Source organism: Vibrio sp. 10N.261.55.A7, from assembly GCF_002877365.1.
In the GTDB taxonomy this organism is placed as follows: domain Bacteria; phylum Pseudomonadota; class Gammaproteobacteria; order Enterobacterales; family Vibrionaceae; genus Vibrio.
Window position 1 is genome coordinate 2,129 of record NZ_MCWZ01000235.1, and the last position, 23,907, is coordinate 26,035.

The window sequence follows — 23,907 nt, forward strand, 5'->3', positions numbered from 1 at the left end:
CCATTAATGGTTTGGGGAATGTTCGGTGGGAATATGATGATTCGACACACTGGTGACCAATATGCTTGGGGGGTAATCGGCTTTTTGTGTCTGCTGTTAATGTCAACTTCAGGACGCTTTTTTTACATTAACGCGTACCAAGCTTTTACCCATCGCCGCGCAACAATGGACAGCCTAGTCTCTTTAGGTACTGGCGCCGCTTGGATTTATTCCATGTTGATGGTTTTACTGCCCAGCGCATTCCCTGAAAGTGCACGCCATGTCTATTTTGAAGCCACGGCGATGATTTTGGGCCTCATCTCACTCGGTCACTACATTGAAGCCAAAGCCAAGGCCAAAACAACGCAATCGCTACAAGCCTTGATTAATCTGCAACCACAATCGGCCACGATCATTACTGAATCAGGTGACCAAGAAACCAAGCTCAGTTTAGTTGAAAAAGGGATGAAGCTAAGGATTCGACCAGGAGAAAAAATTCCCGTCGATGGAATCGTCATAACTGGCCATTCATTTGTGGATGAGTCAATGCTCACTGGCGAACCTATCCCTGTAGCAAAAGAGCCGAATAACGAACTGTCCGCAGGAACACTCAATCAAGATGGTAGCCTAACGATGGAAGCCACCGGGGTTGGTCAGCAAACCATGTTAGCGCGAATCATTCAGATGGTTCGTCGAGCTCAAAGCAGTAAACCAGAGATCGCCAAAATGGTGGATCACGTGGCTTCAATCTTCGTCCCTATTGTTATAGCCATTGCATTGCTCGCTACCACGATTTGGTACTTTGTCGGGCCTGAACCCAAACTAAGCTATATGCTGATCGTGGCAACCACGGTACTCATTATTGCTTGTCCGTGTGCGCTTGGCTTAGCCACCCCTCTTTCCATTACCGTCGGCGTCGGTAAAGCTGCCGAAATGGGTATTCTTATTAAAGATGCGGATGCACTCCAAACCGCGAGTAACATTACGACTGTCGTATTTGATAAAACAGGCACGCTCACTCAAGGCAAACCTCAGGTTCAGCACGTGTTTTCCTTTGGAATAGAGGAAGAAAAGCTCCTTCAATACGCTTACAGTGCAGAACTGCATTCAGAGCACCCACTGGCCAAATCAATTTGTTTGTTTGCTCAAGAAAAGAGCATCATTGCACTGCAAACCGATGGTTTTATAAACCTAAAAGGGAAAGGCGTTGAACTTCAATGTGATGGACACACACTCATGGTCTCATCTCTCGCTCATCTTAAATTTCTAGACATAGCAAAACATAACGCAAATAGCGCTATAGAACAGTGTCATCAAAACGCTTGGACACCGATTGCAATAACGTTAGATAACACATTGATTGGTATCATTGCCCTTTCCGACACCATCAAGCCAAGCGCAAAATCGGCCATTGCCGAACTTAAAAGACGAGATATCACTACCGTGATGCTCACCGGTGATAATGAATCCGTGGCTCACGCTATCGCCGAAGAACTGGATATAGATAAGGTCATTGCTCAAGTCCTCCCCGATGAGAAAGCTCAGCACATCATCGAACTTCAAAAAAATGGCGCTACCGTTGCCATGGTTGGCGACGGTGTCAATGACGCACCGGCTTTAGCTCAAGCTGAGCTTGGGATTGCCATGGGCAGTGGCAGTGATGTGGCCATCGAAAGTGCCCAAATGACATTATTGAATTCGTCCCCGTTAGCGGTAATCAATGCCATCGATTTATCCAAAGCAACGGTGACCAACATCAAACAAAACCTATTTGGAGCATTTATCTATAATTCTCTCGGAATTCCAATTGCGGCGGGAGTCTTATTCCCCGTTTTTGGCTTTCTATTAAGTCCAGTTGTTGCCGGCGCAGCTATGGCGCTGTCTTCTATCACAGTTGTTAGCAATGCAAATCGCTTACGACTTTTTAAATCCAAACTCAACCAGTAGAGGTCATCATGAAACTAAACACTCTGGCTATTGTTCTAGCCTCAAGCTTCTCTGCAAATGTACTTGCAGCAGATGTCATAAACCATAAGTCCCCTTATTGTGGATGCTGTGGAGATTGGACAAAACACATGATTGAAGCAGGCTATACCGTTAAAGAAGAACTCCATAAGAATATGAATCCAATAAAGGAAAGGTTTGGTATTACGCCTGAACTCGCATCTTGCCATACGGCCGAAATAGACGGGTACGTTTTTGAAGGACATATTCCTGCGGAGGACATTACCGCGTTTTTAGAAAACCCACCTAAAAATGCCAAAGGGCTTGCAGTACCAGGAATGCCACTGGGCTCACCAGGAATGGTGTACGGAGAGGAACGCGATGAATACTCGGTCTATGCGTTCAATGAGAAAGGGCAGGTCTTCGAATACCGTCACTACGAAGGAAAGTAACCAACGGATATCATAGACAGAAAAGCAGATTAAAAAAAGAGCCTAGCACATTGCTAGGCTCTCTTGTTTGAACTTTAGTTTGGACAAACTAAACTCAGGCTTGATTAGAAGCCGTAAGAAGCACCGAATACGAATGCTGTGTTTTCTTTCTTATCTGAACCATCTTCGTTCTTAGCACCGTGACCTTGGCTACGTAGCTCGAAGTATGGTTGAACGCCAGTGCGAGTCCATGTAGCGCGGAACTCGTGATCCATCGTGTTATCGCTGTTATCAACAGATACGTATACGTTGTTGTACGCTAGCGCTACTGGAGCGTCTTCTAGTGTGTAACCGATACGGTTGTCAAAACGAAGTTGATCGTTGTCGCTGTCTTTGATGTTGTGGTAACGAGTACGATTGCTGATTGCAATACCGTTATCGAAGTTGTAGCCAATCTTAACTAAAGGACGGTTTTGAACAGTTTCACCGTTGTTCAGTAGGTGGTGGTAACCAACAGCAACCCAAAGATTATCATTGAATGAATAGCTTTGCTCTACACCCAAAGTAATGTAAGGCGTTGTACCAGCACCTTCGTTAAACTCACCTTCGTAGCTGCCTAGAGAGATACCATCAAACTCAGTCAGTAGCGTTGTACCTGTTTCGAAAGTGTGGCCAGCTTCTAGAGTCGACGTCGCATTAGGGTTTTTGTTTTCGCTGTGGAATTGCACATTACCTGTAACGTAAGAAGAACCAGCGAATGCGCTTGAAGCGAAAGCAAGAGAAAGTGCGCTTAGAGCGATAATTTTTTTCATGTTTAACTGCCTTAATATTTTGTACGACTATCTCGGTATTTCACTTACCACTAGCCGTAATTATTTGGATGCCTTCCTAGCTTGGGGTGGATAATTGCAATATTTAATTCGGAAGTAAAAATAAACACATCAACACAGTGATCTTGATCACCTTCTTAATACGCAGAAATAATTAATATCAGAGAATCAACGAGTTAACGGAGCAGCAATACAACAAGGAAAAACACAAAGTGATTTAGATCGACTTAAAGGTAATTCAAAGACCACAAAACAAGGTCTAAATCACACCGCTTTTAGCTTATTTTTGTTTAATAATAATAATTGAGGGTAGGCATTGGATCTTAATCACACATTTACTCGATCAATGCATGGGTCTGAATCGTGGTTTCAGTTGACTTTGTCGCACAAGCCAGTTAACACGGCCCTCGTTTTGCTGCATTGCTTGGCATCCAGTTCGAGCACCGCTATTCTTTAGAGCTCCTCTATCTCTGACTCGGTATAATCATGCGATTTCTTCAATTTCTTTTTCTCTTCATCATCTATAGTCCGTTAGCCCTGAGCGAACCGTTACATTGGCTAGCAACAAAGGGAGATAAACAGTTGATGATTTTAGGGTCTGTCCATGTGGGGAATGAAAACATGTACCCACTTCCTAAGCGCATAACTGACTTTTTAGAAAGCAGTGACGGGCTTATTCTTGAAGCGGATACGCGAAAAACGCACGATATCCAATACCCTCAGTCAGATTATTCCGTCCAGGATGTTCTCAATGACATTCAACTCAACCAACTTCGGAATATAGAAAAAGAGCTGAATATCAGCCTAGCGACCTTAGACGCCCTTCCACCCTGGACGGCGGCTTTGGCAATTCAGGTTGGAAAGCTAGACCAACTGGGTTATCAAGCGAGCCAAGGCGTTGACCATATACTGTTGTACGACGCGTACTTTAAAGAAATAGACATTATTCCGTTGGAAACGATGCAATTTCAGATCGACTTAATTGCCAATTTACCCAACGATGGAGAAGACTTATTACTCGCTGCGATAAAGGAATACCATCAAACAGAAAAGATGACATCTTGCTTAACTGAAAGCTGGATTGCTGGTGATATAGACAAGCTCAATGAGTTTGCTGAAGCGAGTGAATTCTCAGAAGACTTTTCAAAACTCTTCATCACCGACCGAAATAGTGACTGGGCGACGAAACTCAATAGTCAAGAATTTCTAACCGACACATCCGGACAATACTTAGTCGTGGTGGGCACATTGCACCTTGTAGGCAACAACAGCCTTATAGATGAACTAAAAGATCAAGGGTTTTCAGTTGAGAAGCTTTCCAAAAGTCGTTCCGTAAACTGTGACTTTTACTAACATCGGTTTCATCTAATTTCGACGTTTACTCATATCTACTTCAACTAGCGTCAACTTCACACTTACACAGACGATAAAGCCAACCCGCGGCAGAAGAAATAAAGCCTCCCAACTTCGGGAGGCTTTATCGTTAAACGCTCATATACGTTTATTGCACACTGGTCACTCGGCTAGAGCGCTCACCCGATGCGGATACCGAACGAATAAACACTGTGCCTTCAACACTCGGACGTTTCTCATCTGAGTAGGTCATCCAGTTTTCCTCATCGAATGAGTATTCCAACGCCACGCCAGGGAATGACGAGTTCATTGCAAGCTCGCCATCGGTCACCAAACCACCAGGCACCGGTAAGCGATAATCAATCCCGGATTTTTCAAGCTTAGCCAGCTCTCTCTGACCGAGTAGGTTCGCAAAACGTGTCCAATCGTCGTGAAGATTTGCTTGATCCACAAGCTGAGTGTTTTGCGAATATTCTACGCCAACTTTATAGTCATTTTCCCACTCAGCTCGGTGCCATGCACGCTCAGCGGCGGCAAGCACTCGAGGAAAGACCATGTATTCGTATTGTTCATCTGTTCGAACTGTTTCAGACCAAAGCTGAGCAGATAACCCATAGAATGGTTTGGCTTCAACTTCGCCTTTACCAGTGAAGCCATTGCCATCACGATCTAACGATGTTTCAGCGTTTTGCGGCATATTCTCAGGTGCAAAAGCAAACATCTTACGCGTATCCGTTGCGCGGGTTGCCCAGTAGTACCCTCGCTCTTTGGCATCGACTTCATATGGGAAGTCCATGTAGAGGTAATCAGGGTTAGAGACAATAACGTCATACCCTTTCAAGGCTTCCTCGTACACGGAAGCGCTTCCTCCCCAATACAGTGGATCCCAGAAATTGACACGGGTATTCTCAGTCGCAAATACATCGGCACCCTCGCTGTATTTCAATCCGTCTTGCCACGCTTGGAAATTTGGAATGCCTTTCTCCGCGACAATTTTTGACACTTCTTCAGCAAAATGGCTCGGTAAGTGACCAAAGTCGCTAACGACGCCTTCAGCAATCAAATTCTGACACTGAGGGGATTTCGCAAATGGTTTGTCTTGTTGACTAAGATCGATATTACCTTTCCAGTCGATTTTTTCTTCCACATTGATGTCTTGGAAGCCTGCGCCTAACTTGATGTTCTTTGCTTCGTCACCACCAAAGTGCCAGGTGCTGAGTGGCGTACCAACTTCCGCATGCATGGCAGCGACTTCACTGATCACTTTATCAACAAAGCGCGTTGACGAATCTAAGCAAGGGTTAATGAAGCTTTTCTTGTCGTAAAACTGCACCGTTGTGACGTTTGACGTATCTTGCGGGTCCATCAATCGATATTCGTTCGCCGCTTGCTCGTTACCTTCGCTCATGAAACGTTCATAACGCGCTTCCATTGAGACTACGGCAGCTCTTGCGTGAGCCGGCATATCTAGCTCTGGAATGACTTCAATGTTACGCGCTTTTGCGTATTTTAAGATGTCGATATAGTCAGTACGTGTAAAGTGACCCGATCCAAAGTTGTCCGATGTCGGTCCTGAACCTAGCTGAGGCAACAGGCACGTTTTTTCATCTAAGTCGAAACAACGTTTCGCGCCAATGTCCGTGAGTTCTGGTAAACCAGGGATTTCAAGTCTCCATCCTTCGTCATCCGTTAGGTGAAGGTGAAGCTTATTCATTTTGTACGCCGCCATTTGGTCAAGCGTGGCAAAAATCGCTTCCTTTGTATGGAAATTACGCGCAACGTCAACCATGATTCCACGGTAATCAAAACGCGGGGCATCTTGGATGATTAACTTAGGAAGCGTTTGGATATTCTGGCTATCGATGAGACCAAAGACGGACTGAATCGCGTGGAACGAGCCAGCTTTATCAAACGCTTTGATCGACACACCTGAGTCATTGATCTCTAACTCATACGCACCCTTTACCGCAAGCTCTGTCGGAAAGTGCTCTGGTACTACCGTCACATCAACAGGTAACTCACCACTCACATTTAAACCCAACACTTCGGCGCGTGTTTTCAGGGCATCATATTGGTCTGCTTCGAAGCTGCTTTCTGGCAAAGCAATACCATTTGAAATATTGACTTCGCCACCTGTCGCCTCTACATGAAGTGGAGAAGGCAATAGTGTTGTTGATACATCTTGAGCAGCAACGTCAGCATTTTTTTCAAAACGAGAAATGGCAGTGGCAATAACATTGTTGTCTGTTGGCGTACGTTTAACATTCTCGCCTTCAAGACCTGTAACGAATGAAGCGACGTCTTCAGTATTCAGCGATGCAATCAATTTTGGCTCACTGTTAGGCGCAGTGACAAAAGCTCCTGGCATAAAGTCCGTTTCAAATAGCTGCCAGAACTCACCAATCATTGGAATGACCACTTCTTCGTCTGCCGCGAAGCCTTGGAATTTTTCAGTTGGCTCAAGCTTGTGTAAATCGCCCGTCACTCGAGTCACTTTGAATTGCTCGTTGTCTACATCAAGTACAAGTCGGATACTGTGGAAATAAATCGCCCAATCTTTTGAATCGATTGCTTTTCCATCATTGTGAAGGGTCATGTTGACTTTATTACATGAAGCAAACTCCGCTCCTAAGTCCTGACAGGCTAACCCATCCACCGCACCGTGGTTCGTTAATACGTGATATTGAATATCAAGATTATTCGCAAGCGAATCAACGACCTTCTGCTCTGACGTTTGAAAAGAAGAACAACCTGATAAGGTCGCTAGTACTGACGCTGCAATAATAGAATGTTTTAACATCTTACTTACCCTAAAGTGGATCAAACATGGGAAATCAAATCGCTTTCCCTAAAAGTTACCGTCAAATTATCAGAACTTATTTCTAGCCGTAAAATAAATAAATCACCAAAATGATCCACTTCACAATTCATTTGATTTTAGGGAAATAAAAACAATAAAAATCAACACCATAACTTCACCGTCAAATTCAACAATTTACTATTGACGTTTTTTTCCGGTGATATTTATCACAGAAAAACACCCACTCTGAACATTAGGATTTGTCCAAGATCACAGTAAAAAAATATCGAAAACGATACTGAATCATAACCCAAACAATAATTGGGAGATTGGTCACTAAAATGTGCTCGTTAAATAACGTTAATCCGGTGGTTTTTAACGTTTTTGCAGCGCTGTATTTAACAAGCACTCATTGGAGAGTTCTGCCCACAAATGGGCGGCAAGGGTGATGAATAAGAGAAGTCGGTTACTAAAAATGAACTTGTGTGGAATATAGAGACAAAGCCAAGCAGTTCGTTAGACATTTGCAGAGGTTTAAACCACCTTATAGATTGGCTTCATATTAAGCCGATTCTATTTTCGATCTCGCATGCCCTTAATATTGGAAACGCCGAAAACGCAAAAGGCCGTAGCATTTCTGCTACGGCCTTTCTAATGTGGTCGGTGAAGAGGGATTCGAACCCCCGACCCTCTGGTCCCAAACCAGATGCGCTACCAAGCTGCGCTATTCACCGAGATGTTAATCAGCTATTCGCTGTCAACGGATGCGTATATTACTCATTATCTAGGTTAACGCAAGCCATTTGACGCTTTATTTTCTAATTAAACAATCGTTCGATTAATAACTATTCAAATCGGTAATAATGTGATGAAAAACACATCACTCCATTTAAAGTATTCATTGCCGTTATAGGTGTTGATCTAGATCAGTAACGAGCAATTAACCTCTGCGTAACATTGAACCCATGTATCCACGCTAGGAAATTAATTATGGATTTTTGGCTTCAACTTCTATTTGGAAACGCAGTCGGCTTATCTTCAATGATCGTCATCTTTATCACGATTGGCCTGATGGTATTTTTTAGTGGCTTCTTCTTATATAAGATACTAAAAGCAGAAGCTCCTCAATAGCGTGAAAAGTGCTTCATTCGATCCTACACAAACTCACATGTAGGTTATTCGCAAATGAAAGCAAACCAGACACAGCGAATTTGAAACATACACTGCAGTGAAGCGGAGTCGGAATTCTATCCACTCCGCTTTTGCCATTTAAAATTTTATAGACACCCTCCGCTATCCCAATTAATCTTCTCTGTACCTAGATTAATTGGAAATCACTATGCCTCAAGATGACGATTTTTCTCTTTTTCAAGAAATGATGGGAGATGTAAAGCCCATCACTCACGACACCGCTGAACTCAAAAAAGAACATAAGATTTCGGCAGGACAAGAAGCCAGACAACAAGCAGCCATGTGGCTTACCGAAGACGACCCAGAATACCTTTCTATCGACTACGCGCCCATGCTGAAACCTGAAGACATGGTTGAATACAAGCAAGATGGTATTCAGCACGGTGTTTACAAAAAGCTAAGGCTTGGAAAATACCCGATTCAAGCCAAACTGGACCTTCATAAGAAATCGCTAAAAGAAGCACGCGAAGAAGTGATCAAATTTCTTAAGCAATGCTTGCGCCTCGACATCCGTACCGTTCTCATTGTTCACGGTAAAGGCGCGCACTCTAACCCTCCCGCCTTAATGAAGAGCCATTTGGCTAACTGGGTGACACAGATTAGAGACGTTCAATGCGCGCACAGTGCTCAACAATTTCACGGCGGCACAGGTGCAATGTATCTAATGCTCAGAAAAAGCGACGAGAAAAAAGCCGACAATCGAGAGCGCCATCAAAAACGAATGGGATAAGCGAAGCGTAAGTGCTACACTCCGCCCAAATAATAAGCAGCTTCCTGCTTCACTGTCATCAAATCCGTTGTGAAACGTAACGAGGTATTCAAATGTCTACACACCACGATCCATCTTCAAGTCAAACTCAAGCATCCACCAACGGGAAACGCTTGAATAAGTTCATCAGCGAAACAGGTTTTTGCTCTCGCCGTGAGGCTGACCGACTGATCGAACAAGGCCGAGTCACCATCAATGGCCGAAAACCAGAAATGGGCACAAAAGTTCTTGATGGCGATGATGTTTGTATCGATGACAAGCCAGTTCGTTCAAAAGAAAAGCCTATCTATATTGCTCTCAACAAACCAACCGGTATTACTTGCACCACAGAGCGTGATATTCCAGGTAATATCGTCGACTTCATTGGCCATCACAAGCGTATATTTCCTATCGGACGTCTAGATAAACCATCTGACGGTTTGATTTTCCTGACCAATGACGGCGACATCGTCAACAAAATCTTGCGTGCGGGTAATAATCACGAAAAAGAGTATGTGGTTCGTGTCGATAAGCCGATCACTGAGAAATTCTTAACGCACATGGCGGCAGGGGTTCACATTCTTGATACCGTGACGCTACCGTGTAAAGTGACCAAAGAAACCAAGTTCTCTTTTCGCATTGTCTTGACGCAGGGCCTTAACCGCCAAATCCGTCGTATGTGTGAAGAGTTAGGCTATGAAGTCTTTAAACTTCGCCGTGTTCGTATTATGAACATCTCAATCGATGACATTCCAAACGGTAAGTGGCGCTATCTTAGCGATGCGGAAGTCAGTGAAATTCATGCGATGTGTGAGGATTCAAGCGGTACGGAAGATGCGTCTAAGAACGATGCTAAAGGTGTTCGCATACGCCGAGCCACCGATGCAAAACTCTTTGATAGCCGAGAAGAGAACCAAACAAGCACGGCAAGACGTAACCAAAAAACGCGCACGTTCAAAGGCAACAATGCAGATGAGTTTCGTCGTGGGCCGAATGCCAAGCGCGGCTCTAACGAAAGCAAAAATAAGAAAAGCTATCATGGCAAAGCGCCCGTTCGACCTGATCAGGGCAATCAAGATCACTCGAACCAAGCCTCAAATGGCGCACCGAAAAGACGTAAGCCGGGTACGTTAAGCCTGAATAAGTAATTCATCCTCTTCAAGCGACATTGCAGATAATAAAAAAGGGAGCATCCGCTCCCTTTGTCGTTTTGGTATCAATTTTTATTATTAAACAAAGACTTAACGTCTACTTTGTACCAAAAATCTTATCACCCGCATCCCCAAGACCAGGAACGATATAACCTTTATCGTTAAGCTTCTCATCAATAGCAGCAGTGTAAAGCTCTACATCAGGGTGTGCTTTCTTAAGCGCTTCAATGCCTTCTGGAGCAGCCACTAAAACCAATACTTTGAATTGACTGCAGCCTTTCTCTTTAAGAAGGTCAATCGTTGCAATCATTGATCCGCCAGTCGCGAGCATTGGGTCAACAACCAGAGCAATACGCTCATCAATGTTTGAAGCAAGTTTGTTGAAGTAAGGGACAGGTTCTAGCGTTTCTTCATCGCGATAGATACCGACAACGCTGATACGAGCACTTGGCATATGCTCAAGTACGCCATCCATCATGCCTAGGCCAGCACGCAAAATTGGAACAACCGTTACTTTTTTACCTTTTAGCTGCTCAACTTCTACAGAACCGTTCCAACCTTCGATACTGACTGTTTCTGTTTCAAAATCAGCAGTGGCTTCATAAGTAAGCAAGCTACCTACTTCCGTTGCTAACTCACGAAAACGTTTCGTGCTGATGTCACCTTCTCGCATTAAACCAATTTTGTGTCTTACAAGAGGGTGTTTAACTTCAACCACTTTCATTTTCATCTCCGACAATTTAGATACTTTTAAATAAACCGCCAGATTATACACGATAACGAAATGGAATTCAGGTGCAGTAGATCAATAAAAAAACCTACGCAAACGTTTGCTCTTTATGATTAAGCACTGGTAGAATAGCGCCGTTTTCATATCCAACTTAAACCCGAGGACTTCCCTGTGAGCGGTAATAACTCTTCTCTTAGCTACAAAGACGCTGGTGTTGACATTGATGCAGGTAACGCGCTTGTTGACCGAATTAAAGGTGCAGTAAAACGCACTCGTCGCCCTGAAGTTATGGGTGGCATTGGTGGGTTCGGTGCTCTATGTGAGCTACCAACGAACTACAAACAACCTGTTTTAGTATCAGGGACTGACGGCGTAGGTACAAAACTTCGTCTTGCTCTGGATATGAACAAGCACGACACCATCGGTATCGACCTTGTTGCGATGTGTGTGAACGACCTGATTGTTCAAGGTGGTGAGCCACTATTCTTCCTAGACTACTACGCAACGGGCAAGCTAGACGTTGATACAGCGGCTGACGTTGTTACGGGTATTGCTGAAGGTTGTGTTCAAGCTGGTTGTTCACTCATTGGTGGTGAAACGGCTGAAATGCCTGGTATGTATGAAGGCGAAGACTACGACGTTGCTGGCTTCTGTGTCGGTGTTGTCGAAAAAGAAGAGATCATTGACGGAACAAAAGTAGCGGCCGGTGATGCATTAATCGCTGTTGGCTCTAGTGGTCCACACTCTAATGGTTACTCTCTTATCCGTAAGATTCTAGAAGTATCTGGCGCAGATAAGAACGAGCAACTAGAAGGTCGCACAATTGGTGAGCACCTTTTAGAACCAACGAAAATTTACATTAAATCAGCACTTAAGATGATAGCAGAGCATGACATTCATGCCATCTCTCACATCACAGGTGGTGGTTTCTGGGAAAACATCCCACGCGTACTTCCAGAAGGTACGAAAGCAGTGGTTGATGGTTCAAGCTGGGAATGGCCTGCCATCTTCAACTGGCTACAAGAAAAAGGCAACGTAACAACGCACGAAATGTACCGCACATTTAACTGTGGTGTTGGCCTTGTTGTTGCGCTACCTAAAGACCAAGCTGAAGCGGCGGTAAAACTTCTTCAACAAGAAGATGAAAACGCTTGGGTTATTGGTGAAATCGCTCAAGCAGAAGCTGGCGAAGAACAGGTAGAGATTAAGTAAATATGAAAAGCATTGTTGTTTTAGTTTCAGGGAATGGTTCGAACTTGCAAGCGATTATCGATGCGTGTGAAACCAGTATTGATAGTGGCAAGGTAACGGCTGTTTTTTCAAACAAAGCAGATGCTTATGCTCTTAAACGAGCAGAAAAGGCAGGGGCTGCAGGTGTCTTTATCGATCCTAAAGCCTTTGATACTCGCGACGCATTTGACAGGGAATTGATGCGTCAGATGGATGAGTATCAACCTGATCTTATTATACTGGCTGGCTACATGCGTATTCTAAGTGGTGAGTTTGTTCGCCACTTCCTAGGGCGTATGATCAATATCCACCCTTCTTTGTTGCCTAAGTACCCAGGGCTCAACACTTATCAACGCGCAATTCACGCGGGTGATGAAGAGCACGGTACAAGCGTTCATTTTGTCACTGAGCAACTTGACGGTGGCCCAGTGATTCTGCAGGCAAAAGTGCCAATTTTCGACGAAGATAATGTCGAAGTGCTGACAGATCGCGTTCAAACTCAAGAGCACAAGATCTATCCGCTTGTCGCACAATGGTTTGTAGACGGTCGACTGAAGATGGAAAATGGGAAAGCGTTCCTAGATGGCAATAAACTTGGCATCCACGGCTACGCAGAATAGTCACCACAGCGTTAGTACAGTAAAAATGGAAAAGGGTTGATGTGCAAACATCAACCCTTTTTATTTACGCATGAAACCATCATTACAATGGCTGAGTGGGTGCCTGAGACTTAGGCTTCGCCTCTGCAAAAGCAACATCTTCTAATCGATGTGCATTTCCATCAATCAGTTCGCCAAAATGGAAAACCGCGTACTCACTAGGCTTCATTCGATGCCATACTTCATTATCCGTGAGCGGCTGAGTCGCAACCACGGTCACGACATCGTTAGGTGTGGTCTCTTCCTGAAAATTAATCGTCACATCTTCGTCAATCAAGCTCGCTTTACCGAAAGGTGCACGACGTGTAATCCAATACAAATGGTTCGTGCAGTACGTCATCACATACTCACCATCAGACAAAAGCATATTAAATACGCCCTTATCTTTCAGCTTGTTACAGCATTCGGCTATGTATTGAAGTGCACCCACCATATCTTGAGGTGGTTCTGGGTAACGTTCTTCCAGTTGCTTTAAAATCCAGCAAAATGTCAGTTCGCTGTCCGTTTCACCCACAGGCCTGAATCGACCCGAAATGAGATCATCGTAATCAGACAATTGGCCATTATGCGCAAATGTCCAGTAACGGCCCCATAATTCTCGTGTAAATGGATGAGTATTTTCAAGGTTCACAGAACCTCGGTTTGCTTGCCTAATGTGGCTAACAACCGCTCGGCTCTTAATTGGGTAGCTTTGTACTAACTCTGCGATCTTAGAGTCACAGCTTGGCTTTGGATCTTTAAACGTTCGAAAGCCTTTCCCTTCATAAAAAGTGATTCCCCAGCCATCACGGTGTGGGCCGGTATTGCCGCCTCTTTGTATCAACCCTGTGAAACTGAAGCATATATCTGTTGGCACATTGGCGCTCATTCCGAGCAATTCACACATGTTTCATTAAATCCTTTTCTTCTAAAATTGGCGTCGTTATGCCATTTCTTTTTCAATCAGCTGAATCACAATATGGATAATCTTAATATGAATCTCTTGGATTCTGTCAGCATAACCAAAGTGTGGGACACGAATCTCGATATCCGCAAGTCCGGCCATTTTCCCGCCGTCTTTACCCGTCAATGCAATGGTCTTCATTCCTTTCGCCTTCGCCGCATCGATCGCCTTCAAGATATTACCCGAATTGCCCGATGTCGAAAGGCCAAACAGCACATCACCCGATGCGCCAACCGCTTCCACATAACGCGAAAATACCGATTCATAGCCAAAATCATTACTTACGCATGAGATATGGCTTGGATCTGATATCGCAATACCAGGATAACCAGGGCGATTCTCACGGTAACGGCCGGTTAGCTCTTCCGCGAAGTGCATTGCATCACAATGCGAACCACCATTGCCACAAGAGAGCACTTTGCCACCCTGTTTAAATGAGTCGGCAATTAACTTCGCTGCAGCTTCAATCTGAGCTAAGTTATTTTCATCACTTAAAAACGCATTCAATACTTCGGCAGCTTCTGTTAATTCGTTTTTAATTAGATCCTGATACATGGCTATATTCTCATTTTAATATTGGAGTAAATGTAAGCACGGTTACAAATTTTATCTATCCCTGAGTTTACTGAAACAATCTCTAGTGTCGATAGCTACACCCTAAGAATTCCACTTCCGAGCGTTTTTACTGAATGTAAATCGCTGCCTACTGCTCATAATTAGAACTTTAACTCTACTTGGATCACTTTTTAATCACATTGGTATTTTACATTTCGTTAATATTTTGATTACACTTAACTGGTTAGACCTCTTACAAGATTACAGCGCGGTATTCGTGCTAGATAAGGAAAACAACATGGAAATCTTGCTCTCTATACTCAGTTTCGTGGCAATAGTCTCTCTCTGCCTGTACCACAGAAGCTCATTACTGCTATCGTTATCGGCGCTCACTGTCACTATGTTTGCTCTATCCGTTTGGGGCAGTGCGGGTCTATTAAGTTGGGCACTCTACATTGCTGCTATCGCAGTTTTTGCAGTGCCTTCCGTTAGACAATCTTTGATCAGTAAAACGGCCTTACAGCTGTTTAAGAAAGTGCTCCCTGCGATGTCACAGACTGAAAAAGAGGCATTGGATGCTGGTACTGTATGGTGGGAAGCAGAACTGTTTAAGGGAAAGCCAAACTGGCAAGAACTCCATAACATCGCTGCCCCTAAGCTATCGAAAGAAGAGCAAGACTTTCTTGATGGCCCAGTCAACGAAGTGTGTGCCATGGTTAACGATTATCATGTGACACATGAATTAGCAGACCTTCCACCCGAAGTTTGGCAGTACCTTAAAGATCATAAATTCTTTGCCATGATCATTAAGAAAAAATACGGTGGATTGGAATTTTCAGCCTACGCTCAATCTTTGGTTCTACAAAAGCTGACAGGCGTTTCCAGTGTACTTTCATCAACGGTAGGCGTACCTAACTCATTAGGCCCTGGTGAATTACTGCAACACTACGGAACAGAAGAGCAAAAAGACCATTACCTTCCACGCCTAGCCACTGGACTTGAGATCCCTTGTTTTGCCCTAACAAGCCCTGAAGCTGGCTCTGATGCAGGTTCAATTCCTGATTACGGTATTGTTTGTAAAGGTAAGTGGAAAGGCAAGCAAGTACTTGGCATGCGACTCACTTGGAACAAGCGTTATATAACACTGGCACCAGTGGCAACCGTTCTTGGTCTCGCGTTTAAACTGCGTGACCCTGATGGATTACTGGGTGACAAACCAGAGTTAGGCATTACTTGTGCTTTGATCCCAACCGATCTTAAAGGTGTCGAGATTGGGAATCGCCACTTCCCTCTCAATGTGCCATTCCAAAACGGCCCAACTCAAGGTGATGACATTTTCGTTCCTATCGATTTCATCATTGGTGGCGAGAAAATGGCTGGCCAAGGTTGGAGAATGTTGGTTGAGTGCCTGTCAGTAGGTCGTGGTATTACCCTGCCGTCTAACTCGACGGGCGGTATCAAGTCGGCGGCAATGGCAACTGGTGCATACTCTCGAATTCGTCGTCAGTTCAAACAGCCAATTGGCCAGATGGAAGGGGTTGAAGAGCCTTTAGCTCGCTTAGCGGGTAATGCCTATGTGATGGATTCAGCCAGCAGCCTGACGGTAGCGGGAATCGACCTGGGTCAAAAACCATCCGTTATTTCAGCGATCGTTAAATACCACTGTACCCATCGTGGACAACGCAGTGTTATTGACGCAATGGATATTGTTGGCGGTAAAGGAATCTGCTTAGGCCCATCAAACTTCCTTGCTCGCGGTTACCAAGGCTCACCGATCGCTATTACAGTTGAAGGTGCAAACATTCTGACACGTTCTTTGATTATTTACGGCCAAGGTGCGATTCGCTGTCACCCTTATGTACTTGACGAAATGAACGCTGCTCACTCTGACAAAGCCAATGCGTTAGATGACTTTGATAAGGCGCTAGCCGGTCATGTTACATTTACGATGAGTAACCTAGTCAGAAGCATTTGGTTTGGTTTGAGCGACGGATTAGGCTCTCAAGCGCCGACCAAAGATTTTACTAAACGCTACTACCAACAGCTGAACCGCTACAGTGCGAATATGGCTCTATTGTCAGATATTTCAATGGTGATACTAGGTGGCTCACTCAAGCGAAAAGAACGTATGTCCGCTCGTTTAGGGGATATTTTGAGTCAACTTTACTTGAGCTCAGCAACGCTAAAACGTTTTGATGAAGATGGCCGTCCTCTTGAAGATAAAGCCATGGTTGATTGGGGGCTTCAAGACAGCTTACAGCAGACAGAAGTCGCGATTGATGAGTTCCTAGCAAACTTCCCTAATCGCATTGTTGCTTCCGCACTGCGAGTTCTGATCATGCCTTTCGGACGTGTAAGACGTGCGCCAAGTGACAAGCTAGATAGCAAGGTAGCGAAGATCATCCAAACACCAAGCGCGACTCGTTCTAGAATTGGTCGTAACCAGTACCTTGAAGACACACCATTTAACCCGGTTGGTCGTATTGAGAAAGCACTCGAGGTTATTCTTGAAGCCGAGCTTGTGTTTGACAAAGTCTGCAAAGGCCTGTCTCAGCGTCGTGCTTTCGTTGCCCTTGATAAGGTCGCGGAACTTGGCTTAGAAAACAAGCTAATCTCCGAGAGCGAAGCGAAACTGCTGATCAATGCCGAAAAAGAACGTCTCTATGTGATTAACGTTGATGATTTCGCTCCTGAAGAACTTGCAGCGGTAAAGTCACCATACCCAAGCATGGAAAGCGTCGCATAGAATTGGGGTAAACAGATACAACGACTCTAAACAAAAAGGCGGCAAACCGAATAATGGGTTTGCCGCCTTTCTTTTCTCTCTAGCTCTATAGAGCAAGTTTCACTTTTAAGGCTATACGTCTATCTATTCGCTCGTTTCTGGCCTTCACCATCCACTCACACTCGATAGTTATCCCTTTTCAATCGCCTCTATTTCTTCGGCATATCTAACTGCATTTCAGGCATGGCGACCTTTGAGGCTTTAAGCTTGCGTCTAACAAACCAAACACCCAAACCCAATATAATAGCTAAGACGTTGCCGACACCAATAATGATAAAACTACGCATTCTGGCCGCTTCTTTGGCCTCTTTAATCCGCAGCTCCTCCATCATTTCTTGCTGTTTACGCTGTTGCTCTTCCTGAATCAATCGTGTTTGTTCAAAGTCCACAGCTTCAAGAACACTGTATGTTTGATCACTCAAGGTAAAGGTTAGTGGACGACCAGTTGCCATATCACTGGCATAGACTTTACCATCCCATCGATAGTTACCCACCTCTTCACTGCTCGGAATAGAAACGTCTAACTTCTGCTGCTCTTCTACTGCGCTCGCAGAAACCGATATCATTTCATCCTGCGTGTTCCAGTGATCAATCTGAGTCGCTAAACTTCCCGGCTTTATCATCCCTTGCTCACCAGAAAGCACAATTTGGTGTGCAACATCAGGCTCGCGAGACTGAATAAAGGTATGCTGTATAGGTGGCGGGTAAACTAAGACCTCTTGCTCCTGTGCTCGCAAGAATATGCCATTTCCTGACGTGATCCTAACTCGATACTTTCCCGGCTGCGTCGAAATAGGCAAAGCAACCGTAAAGACGCCATCACCAGCAACTTCATCAAGCCCAGTCCCGTCATCAGAAAAAATACCCATAACCTCAGGCACCGGCTTCGCCTCTTTAATCAGATCCTCTTCATTCTCTACAAATTTTGTGAAGGTGATCTTGAGGTTAACTCGGTCGAGAAAGTCACGAAGGACTAAGGGCTCGCCATCAGAGGTTAACTTGGCTGTGAATTTGATCTCTTCGCCTTGGTAAAGTCGAGTTGGGAAGCGATCACTATCCAGTTTCAGATGGGAAATAAGAAGGATTTGATTCTTTGGCGTGACTTTGCCTACTGCCTGCCAAGGGCCTGGCATAGGGTTCTCAACGGATATGATGTCCATTGCGGATTCCTGATACCACTTTACATTATCAGGGCTTCGCCAAGCGTAGTATTTCCGACCGTCAGGCCTAACGAGTACAACAGGCTGTGAAGACTGTTCGCGGTAAATAACAAAGGTAATTTGCTTGATGGTCGGATCGACTCGAAACCGATTATCAAGCAATGACATTGAGGATTCCTCGCTCGCTAAGCTGTGACTGACACACATGAGCAAGCTCACGAATGCAATTAGTATCCTCAACATCTTCTCTCCTGTTTTAAAAGTAGGTTATTGTCTCCATAGACAACTGCCACTTTCCTCTACAATATCAAGCCTTTCTTGATGGGCTTCTATTTCATCGGCCGTTGCCATTAAAACCTTTAACGCTTTTCGCCCTTCAGCAAAACGTTTTATGGCAACACCACTGATTCCACCCGCTTCTGAACTGAATTGCAACGATGTTTGCCCGCCTGTCATGGCTAAATAGACATCGGCCAATATCTCGGCATCGAGCAATGCGCCGTGAAGAATACGCGCCGAAGTATCAATCGTATAATGCTTTGCTAATGAGTCGAGGTTTTTCCTAGCCGGCATGTTTGGCATGCGTTTCGCCATGGCTAAGGTATCGGTTACGTCGCAGTAATCCGTGGTTTCCTTAGTATCGCCAAACATACGGAACTCATGGTCCATAAAGCCCACATCAAAGGGCGCATTATGTGCGACAAGTTCCGCGCCTTTGATGAAATCAACAAACTCTTGGTGTACTTCGCTATAAACAGGCTTATCTTTTAGAAACTCATCAGTGATACCGTGAACTTCTATCGCATCAGGCTGAATTTCACGATCGGGTTTAATGTATACATGGAAATGTCGACCGGTTAATTTCCTATCGATGATCTCAACCGCACCAATTTCAATAATACGGTGCCCTTGATAAGTCGGCCCACCTTCCCTGTTCATACCCGTCGTTTCGGTATCGAGAACGATGATACGTTTCTGCTCTAAATTGTTACTGGTATTCATATTTAGTTGTGTGTCAGACTATGTGAATAATACGCTTAACCCAATAGTATCAAATCATGACGAAACAAGTTGAAATTTTCACTGATGGCTCTTGTTTAGGCAACCCTGGCCCCGGTGGCTATGGCATAGTGCTGCGCTATAAAAACACGGAAAAAACCTTAGCAAAAGGTTATACGCTCACCACCAACAACCGAATGGAAATGCTAGCGGCGGTTGTTGCTTTGCAAACACTTAAAGAGTCATGCAATGTCGTTCTCACAACCGACAGCCAATATGTTAGACAAGGAATCACCCAGTGGATCCATAACTGGAAAAAGCGTGGTTGGCAAACGTCTGCGAAAAAACCGGTTAAAAACGCTGACCTTTGGCAAGCGCTGGACAAAGAAACAGCTCGCCACACGGTCGATTGGCGCTGGGTGAAAGGTCATGCCGGCCATCGTGAGAACGAAATGTGTGATGAACTCGCAAGAACGGCTGCAGAAAACCCAACCGACGAAGACACAGGGTATGAAGCCTAGTCAGTAAGCGCCCGATTACTCTTTGCTAGCCACTCGATTAACACGATAATTCACACTAACAGGTGACAAACGACGTTTTAGCCGCCAATGTGGTTTTATCGGTTTCAATGGATAGGTTCGTTTTCTCGCCACAATGAAGTAAAGGCTACCCATCGGGCTAATCCAATCTCCGAGACTGTTCTCACACCAGGTCCAAACCGTTTGATACCTCTGTATTGGAAATAATGCAAAGGTGTCACTTTCAATGATTTGATAGTTCAGCAGCCCTAGCCAGTCCTTGACTCGATGCGGCGTAAACATTCGACCGCTCCAAGGTAAGTTGTTTTTTCGCCAAGGAAACAAGCTCGATAGACCCGTAAAGCTAATTGGATTAAAGCCGGTAATGATTAGGTAGCCATCATCGATCATAGCCCTGTCAACTTCTCTCAACATTCGATGAGGATCATTGCAGTAATCCAATTGGTGAGCCATAACTACAGCATCAAAACTTTTCTCTAGAAAAGGAAGATCGTAACCGTCAGCAATCACGTTATGAAGTGGGTTTTTAATATCCAAATTGACTTGGTGTTGAATATTGCAGTGTTGGCTCGCAAGTTCACAACTTAAGCCGCCAAGTTTAAGCATATGATAGCCAAATAACTTTGGACACCATTCGTCAAGGCGTGTTTGAATAGCACCTTTTACCCACTCACCATTCTTTAACTGTGTCCAAGAGTGTGGTTTTTGAAGCTTTTTTTCATTGCGTGCTGGATTCATGATTGACTGGCTTCTACCGAAAAACGGGAACTCACAATGTTACATATCAAAAGCATACCTGCATTTAACGACAATTACATCTGGGTGATAGAAAATAGCGACGGTCGTTGTGCTGTGGTTGATCCTGGTGATGCAAAGCCCGTTCTAAACTATCTAGAAGAAAACAGATTAACCCTTGAAGCCATACTCATTACTCACCACCATCATGACCATATTGGTGGCATCCCAGAGCTTGTTCGCCAATTTCCAACCATAGACGTCATTGGCCCAGTAAAAGAGCCCATCCCAACAGTAACGCATACCGTCAAGGGCGGGGAAACGATCAAGCTATTTGAAGAGTCCTATACGGTGCTAGATCTTGCAGGTCATACACTCGGACATATTGGCTATATTGGCGGTGGATATCTATTTTGTGGCGATACCCTTTTTTCAGCGGGATGCGGCCGAGTCACAGAAGGCACCTACGAACAAATGTATAAAGCGTTATCCACTTTAAAGGCCTTACCGAAAGAAACTAAAGTGTGCTGTGCGCATGAATATACCGCAGCCAATGTTGCATTTGCCTTAGCGGTTGAACCAGAGAATGAACATCTGCAGAAGTATCGAGATGAGGTCAATCGGATGCGCGCTCAAAACCAATCAACCTTGCCAAGCACACTTAAGCAAGAGATGCTCATCAACCCTTTTCTTCGATGTGAAGAGGCAAAGGTGGTCAAATCAATACAGAATCGCACTCAAAACATTGATCCACTCTCGGTATTTTCCGCTTTACGTGAGTGGAAGAACGAATTTTAACACATTCTAACTTGTCACTTGTGGGGGCAGACCAGTATTATCAGCAGCTGTTTTGAAAAAGGGCTGTTACATGCAAGTAAAATACAGCTGGGTTTTAGCACTATTGCTAGCAGGATGCCAAACAACCCAGCCACCAGAATCAACCGCTACTGTTGATGAGTCAAATGCACCTCAAACAACGGAAAGCTCGTCAACGTCACCACTCTCAGATGCTGAAAATAACACCACCTACTCTGAGCAACTAACAGCCGTTGACGTTACTCCTGAGATAACACCACAAACTCAGCAGGATGTCTGGCAACGTATCGGCATGCAGCTTCACATGGAGATACCCGATGATAAGACGGTTGATTACTACCGTACTTGGTATCTCAAGCATCCAAATCACCTGAAAACGGTGTCAAAAAGGGCTGAACCTTTTCTTTATCTCATTGTTGAAGAAATTGAAAAGCGAGAACTCCCTCTAGAACTCGCGCTGCTTCCAATTGTAGAAAGCTCTTTTGATGCCTTCGCTTATTCACATGGCAGCGCTGCTGGTTTGTGGCAATTTGTTCCTGCAACTGGTGAGTACTACGGTCTAGAGCAGAACTTTTGGTACGATGGCCGCCGTGATGTGGTGGCAGCAACAGATGCCGCCTTAACGTACCTATCCAGATTAAACGCTCGCTTTGACGGTAATTGGAATCACGCGATTGCGGCCTACAACAGCGGTGGTGGTCGTGTTAACAGCGCTATTAGAAAAAATCGAAATCTAGGAAAACCAACGGACTTTTTCTCTCTGGATCTTCCTAAAGAAACCAGTGGTTACGTACCAAAACTGCTCGCTTTGGCCGACATCATTGCAAACCAAGAGCACTACGGCATTGAAATTCCCGCAATCGCCAACAAACAGGTATTAGAATTAGTTGATCCTAAAGAACAGTTAGATCTCGCTATCGCCGCTAACTACGCAAATATCACCGTTAAAGAGCTTCAAAGTTTGAATCCTGCCTATAACCAGTGGGCAACCGCACCAGATGAACATCAACAGATGCTTCTCCCTATCGATTCGGTGGAAACCTTTACTCAAAAGGTTGAAGAGAATCAAGGTAAAGGGATGCGACTGGTTCGCTATAAAGTCCAATCCGGCGATTCACTCAGCGTACTGGCGAATAAATACAACACCACGACACGAGTGATTCAAACGGCGAATGGCCTATCCAGCCACAGCATTCGTGTTGGTCAGCACTTAATGATTCCAACCTCGACACAAGATGAGAAAGCCTACGCGCTAAGCTCAGCCAATAGACTGGCGCAAACTCAGTCTCGATCTCGAGGCCAGTATCAACTGACTCATACGGTTCAAAGTGGCGATAGCCTATGGACAATTGCAAGGGCAAATAAAGTGTCTCATCAGTCACTTGCTAAGTGGAATGGTATGGGACCGAGAGATACGCTACGCATCGGCCAGAAGCTTGTCATTTGGAAGAACAATTCAGATGGCGCGATCATCCGAACGGTTTTCTATAAAGTACGCTCGGGTGACACCATCAGTGGTATCGCAAGCAAGTTCAAAGTGCAAAGCAATGATATCGTGAAATGGAATGAACTGAACAAAAGCAAGTATTTGCAACCAGGTCAAAAACTGAAGTTGTATGTTGATGTCACGAAGGTGAGCGTATGATGCCGTCTAGTAATCCATTAGTGATGCTCATCGACATATTCAGAGCGCCTTCATCAGCGTTCGTCACACTTCATAAGCACGCAGTGTGGGGGTGGCAGCCGTATTTGTTCTTGATACTCAGCCCCTTTCTATTTTGGGGCTCTTATTTTGACATAGTTAACTTTGATTGGCTTTACGCTGAACTGTCTGTTCAACTCGCCGAAACGAATCCAGCGCAGCTTGAATTACTGGACGCCAATACTTTGATGGCCAGTGAAATCATTTCAGATATTCTCGGTCGAACGACAACCATCTTCATTTTGGCGCTGTGGTTTAACCTTGCAACCAAATCAAGCAGACAACCTCAAGGTTTCTGGCGCTGGTTTGCAGCAAGCTCAGTCATCATGTTCCCTGCAGTTATTGGTGACTTTGCGAGTTATGCCAGCGTGTTACTTAAGCACGGTCAAGTCATGACTTATGCAGCCGATCTCAATAGTCTTAATGGTTTACTTAAATTACCGTTAACTCATGACTGGTCACAATTTGCGAGCACGGTACCACTGCTTCTTCCTTGGTATATTGTTCTGGGATACGCGGCTGTATTGACGTGGACTGAGTTTGAACGCGGGCAAGCTATTGTGGTATCGGCCTTGCCATGGGTGGGATACTTGGTGATTTTGGCACTCTATACCGCCATCAGTTAAG

Annotated in this window: 21 protein-coding genes and 1 tRNA gene; 13 read left to right on the forward strand and 9 right to left on the reverse strand. The window is 44.7% G+C overall.

Annotated features, from left to right (window positions below; all coding sequences use genetic code 11):
- Both BCU12_RS10980 and BCU12_RS10985 read left to right on the forward strand, forming a co-directional pair.
- A partial coding sequence (locus BCU12_RS10980) for a copper-translocating P-type ATPase (protein WP_102404308.1) occupies positions 1 to 1,926 on the forward strand: 1,926 nt, incomplete at its 5' end.
- An 8-nt stretch (positions 1,927 to 1,934) separates the two neighbouring features.
- Positions 1,935 to 2,375, forward strand: a complete 441-nt coding sequence (locus tag BCU12_RS10985) for a DUF411 domain-containing protein (RefSeq protein ID WP_102404309.1) — start codon at positions 1,935 to 1,937, stop codon at positions 2,373 to 2,375.
- A gap of 104 nt (positions 2,376 to 2,479) precedes the next feature.
- On the opposite strand, the gene BCU12_RS10990 is transcribed toward BCU12_RS10985, so the two are convergent.
- Positions 2,480 to 3,166: an oligogalacturonate-specific porin KdgM family protein gene (locus BCU12_RS10990; protein ID WP_102404310.1), complete on the reverse strand. Its 687-nt coding sequence runs from the start codon at positions 3,164 to 3,166 to the stop codon at positions 2,480 to 2,482.
- Between the two features lie 504 nt (positions 3,167 to 3,670).
- Here BCU12_RS10990 and BCU12_RS10995 point away from each other — a divergent pair.
- Positions 3,671 to 4,537, forward strand: a complete 867-nt coding sequence (locus BCU12_RS10995; protein WP_102404311.1) for a TraB/GumN family protein — start codon at positions 3,671 to 3,673, stop codon at positions 4,535 to 4,537.
- Positions 4,538 to 4,685: 148 nt separating this feature from the next.
- Here the strand turns inward: BCU12_RS10995 and BCU12_RS11000 are convergent, their stop codons facing one another.
- Together BCU12_RS11000 and BCU12_RS11005 are read right to left on the reverse strand one after the other, a co-directional pair.
- On the reverse strand, positions 4,686 to 7,337 hold the full coding sequence (locus BCU12_RS11000) for a beta-N-acetylhexosaminidase (protein ID WP_102404312.1): 2,652 nt from the start codon (positions 7,335 to 7,337) through the stop codon (positions 4,686 to 4,688).
- 657 nt (positions 7,338 to 7,994) lie between these two features.
- Positions 7,995 to 8,071, reverse strand: a tRNA-Pro gene (locus BCU12_RS11005).
- Between the two features lie 256 nt (positions 8,072 to 8,327).
- On the opposite strand from BCU12_RS11005, the gene BCU12_RS11010 reads away from it, so the two are divergent.
- From BCU12_RS11010 to rluF, 3 genes are all read left to right on the forward strand, one after another.
- Entirely contained in the window at positions 8,328 to 8,468 is a 141-nt protein-coding gene (locus BCU12_RS11010) for a DUF3149 domain-containing protein (protein ID WP_102404313.1), read from the forward strand.
- Positions 8,469 to 8,676: 208 nt separating this feature from the next.
- On the forward strand, positions 8,677 to 9,258 hold the full coding sequence (smrA, locus tag BCU12_RS11015; RefSeq protein ID WP_102404314.1) for a DNA endonuclease SmrA: 582 nt from the start codon (positions 8,677 to 8,679) through the stop codon (positions 9,256 to 9,258).
- 92 nt (positions 9,259 to 9,350) lie between these two features.
- The gene (gene rluF / locus BCU12_RS11020) at positions 9,351 to 10,424 is read left to right on the forward strand and encodes a 23S rRNA pseudouridine(2604) synthase RluF (protein ID WP_102404315.1); all 1,074 of its coding nucleotides are present in this window, start codon (positions 9,351 to 9,353) and stop codon (positions 10,422 to 10,424) included.
- Between the two features lie 100 nt (positions 10,425 to 10,524).
- Here the strand turns inward: rluF and upp are convergent, their stop codons facing one another.
- Complete coding sequence (upp, locus tag BCU12_RS11025) at positions 10,525 to 11,151, reverse strand: uracil phosphoribosyltransferase (protein WP_102404316.1); 627 nt, start codon at positions 11,149 to 11,151, stop codon at positions 10,525 to 10,527.
- 177 nt (positions 11,152 to 11,328) lie between these two features.
- Between upp and purM the strand changes: the two genes are divergently transcribed.
- Together purM and purN are read left to right on the forward strand one after the other, a co-directional pair.
- Entirely contained in the window at positions 11,329 to 12,369 is a 1,041-nt protein-coding gene (gene purM, locus BCU12_RS11030) for a phosphoribosylformylglycinamidine cyclo-ligase (protein ID WP_102404317.1), read from the forward strand.
- Positions 12,370 to 12,371: 2 nt separating this feature from the next.
- A complete protein-coding gene (gene purN / locus BCU12_RS11035) occupies positions 12,372 to 13,007 on the forward strand; it encodes a phosphoribosylglycinamide formyltransferase (RefSeq protein ID WP_102404318.1) in 636 nt (211 codons plus the stop codon).
- A gap of 82 nt (positions 13,008 to 13,089) precedes the next feature.
- Here purN and BCU12_RS11040 read toward each other — a convergent pair whose 3' ends face one another.
- Positions 13,090 to 13,932, reverse strand: a complete 843-nt coding sequence (locus BCU12_RS11040; protein ID WP_102404319.1) for a class II glutamine amidotransferase — start codon at positions 13,930 to 13,932, stop codon at positions 13,090 to 13,092.
- A 36-nt stretch (positions 13,933 to 13,968) separates the two neighbouring features.
- Entirely contained in the window at positions 13,969 to 14,544 is a 576-nt protein-coding gene (gene lpcA / locus BCU12_RS11045) for a D-sedoheptulose 7-phosphate isomerase (protein ID WP_102404320.1), read from the reverse strand.
- A gap of 298 nt (positions 14,545 to 14,842) precedes the next feature.
- Between lpcA and fadE the strand changes: the two genes are divergently transcribed.
- Complete coding sequence (fadE, locus tag BCU12_RS11050; RefSeq protein WP_102404321.1) at positions 14,843 to 17,290, forward strand: acyl-CoA dehydrogenase FadE; 2,448 nt, start codon at positions 14,843 to 14,845, stop codon at positions 17,288 to 17,290.
- 188 nt (positions 17,291 to 17,478) lie between these two features.
- On the opposite strand, the gene BCU12_RS11055 is transcribed toward fadE, so the two are convergent.
- Together BCU12_RS11055 and dnaQ are read right to left on the reverse strand one after the other, a co-directional pair.
- Positions 17,479 to 18,732 carry a TIGR03503 family protein gene (locus BCU12_RS11055; protein ID WP_102404322.1) on the reverse strand — a complete coding sequence of 418 codons (1,254 nt, stop codon included), beginning with the start codon at positions 18,730 to 18,732 and terminating at the stop codon, positions 17,479 to 17,481.
- Positions 18,733 to 18,756: 24 nt separating this feature from the next.
- On the reverse strand, positions 18,757 to 19,491 hold the full coding sequence (gene dnaQ, locus BCU12_RS11060; RefSeq protein WP_102404323.1) for a DNA polymerase III subunit epsilon: 735 nt from the start codon (positions 19,489 to 19,491) through the stop codon (positions 18,757 to 18,759).
- A 56-nt stretch (positions 19,492 to 19,547) separates the two neighbouring features.
- Here dnaQ and rnhA point away from each other — a divergent pair, with 56 nt between their 5' ends.
- On the forward strand, positions 19,548 to 20,009 hold the full coding sequence (rnhA, locus tag BCU12_RS11065) for a ribonuclease HI (protein ID WP_102404324.1): 462 nt from the start codon (positions 19,548 to 19,550) through the stop codon (positions 20,007 to 20,009).
- 15 nt (positions 20,010 to 20,024) lie between these two features.
- On the opposite strand, the gene BCU12_RS11070 is transcribed toward rnhA, so the two are convergent.
- Entirely contained in the window at positions 20,025 to 20,765 is a 741-nt protein-coding gene (locus BCU12_RS11070) for a class I SAM-dependent methyltransferase (protein ID WP_102404325.1), read from the reverse strand.
- Between the two features lie 36 nt (positions 20,766 to 20,801).
- Between BCU12_RS11070 and gloB the strand changes: the two genes are divergently transcribed.
- The 3 genes from gloB to BCU12_RS11085 all read left to right on the forward strand — a co-directional run bounded on the left by gloB (position 20,802) and on the right by BCU12_RS11085 (position 23,906).
- Positions 20,802 to 21,560, forward strand: coding sequence for a hydroxyacylglutathione hydrolase (gloB, locus tag BCU12_RS11075; protein ID WP_102404326.1), 759 nt, complete (start codon positions 20,802 to 20,804; stop codon positions 21,558 to 21,560).
- 70 nt (positions 21,561 to 21,630) lie between these two features.
- Positions 21,631 to 23,223, forward strand: a complete 1,593-nt coding sequence (locus BCU12_RS11080) for a LysM peptidoglycan-binding domain-containing protein (protein ID WP_102404327.1) — start codon at positions 21,631 to 21,633, stop codon at positions 23,221 to 23,223.
- Positions 23,220 to 23,906, forward strand: a complete 687-nt coding sequence (locus BCU12_RS11085; protein ID WP_102404328.1) for a YIP1 family protein — start codon at positions 23,220 to 23,222, stop codon at positions 23,904 to 23,906. Before BCU12_RS11080 ends, BCU12_RS11085 begins: the two co-directional genes overlap by 4 nt.
- The last annotated feature ends 1 nt before the right edge of the window (position 23,907 follow it).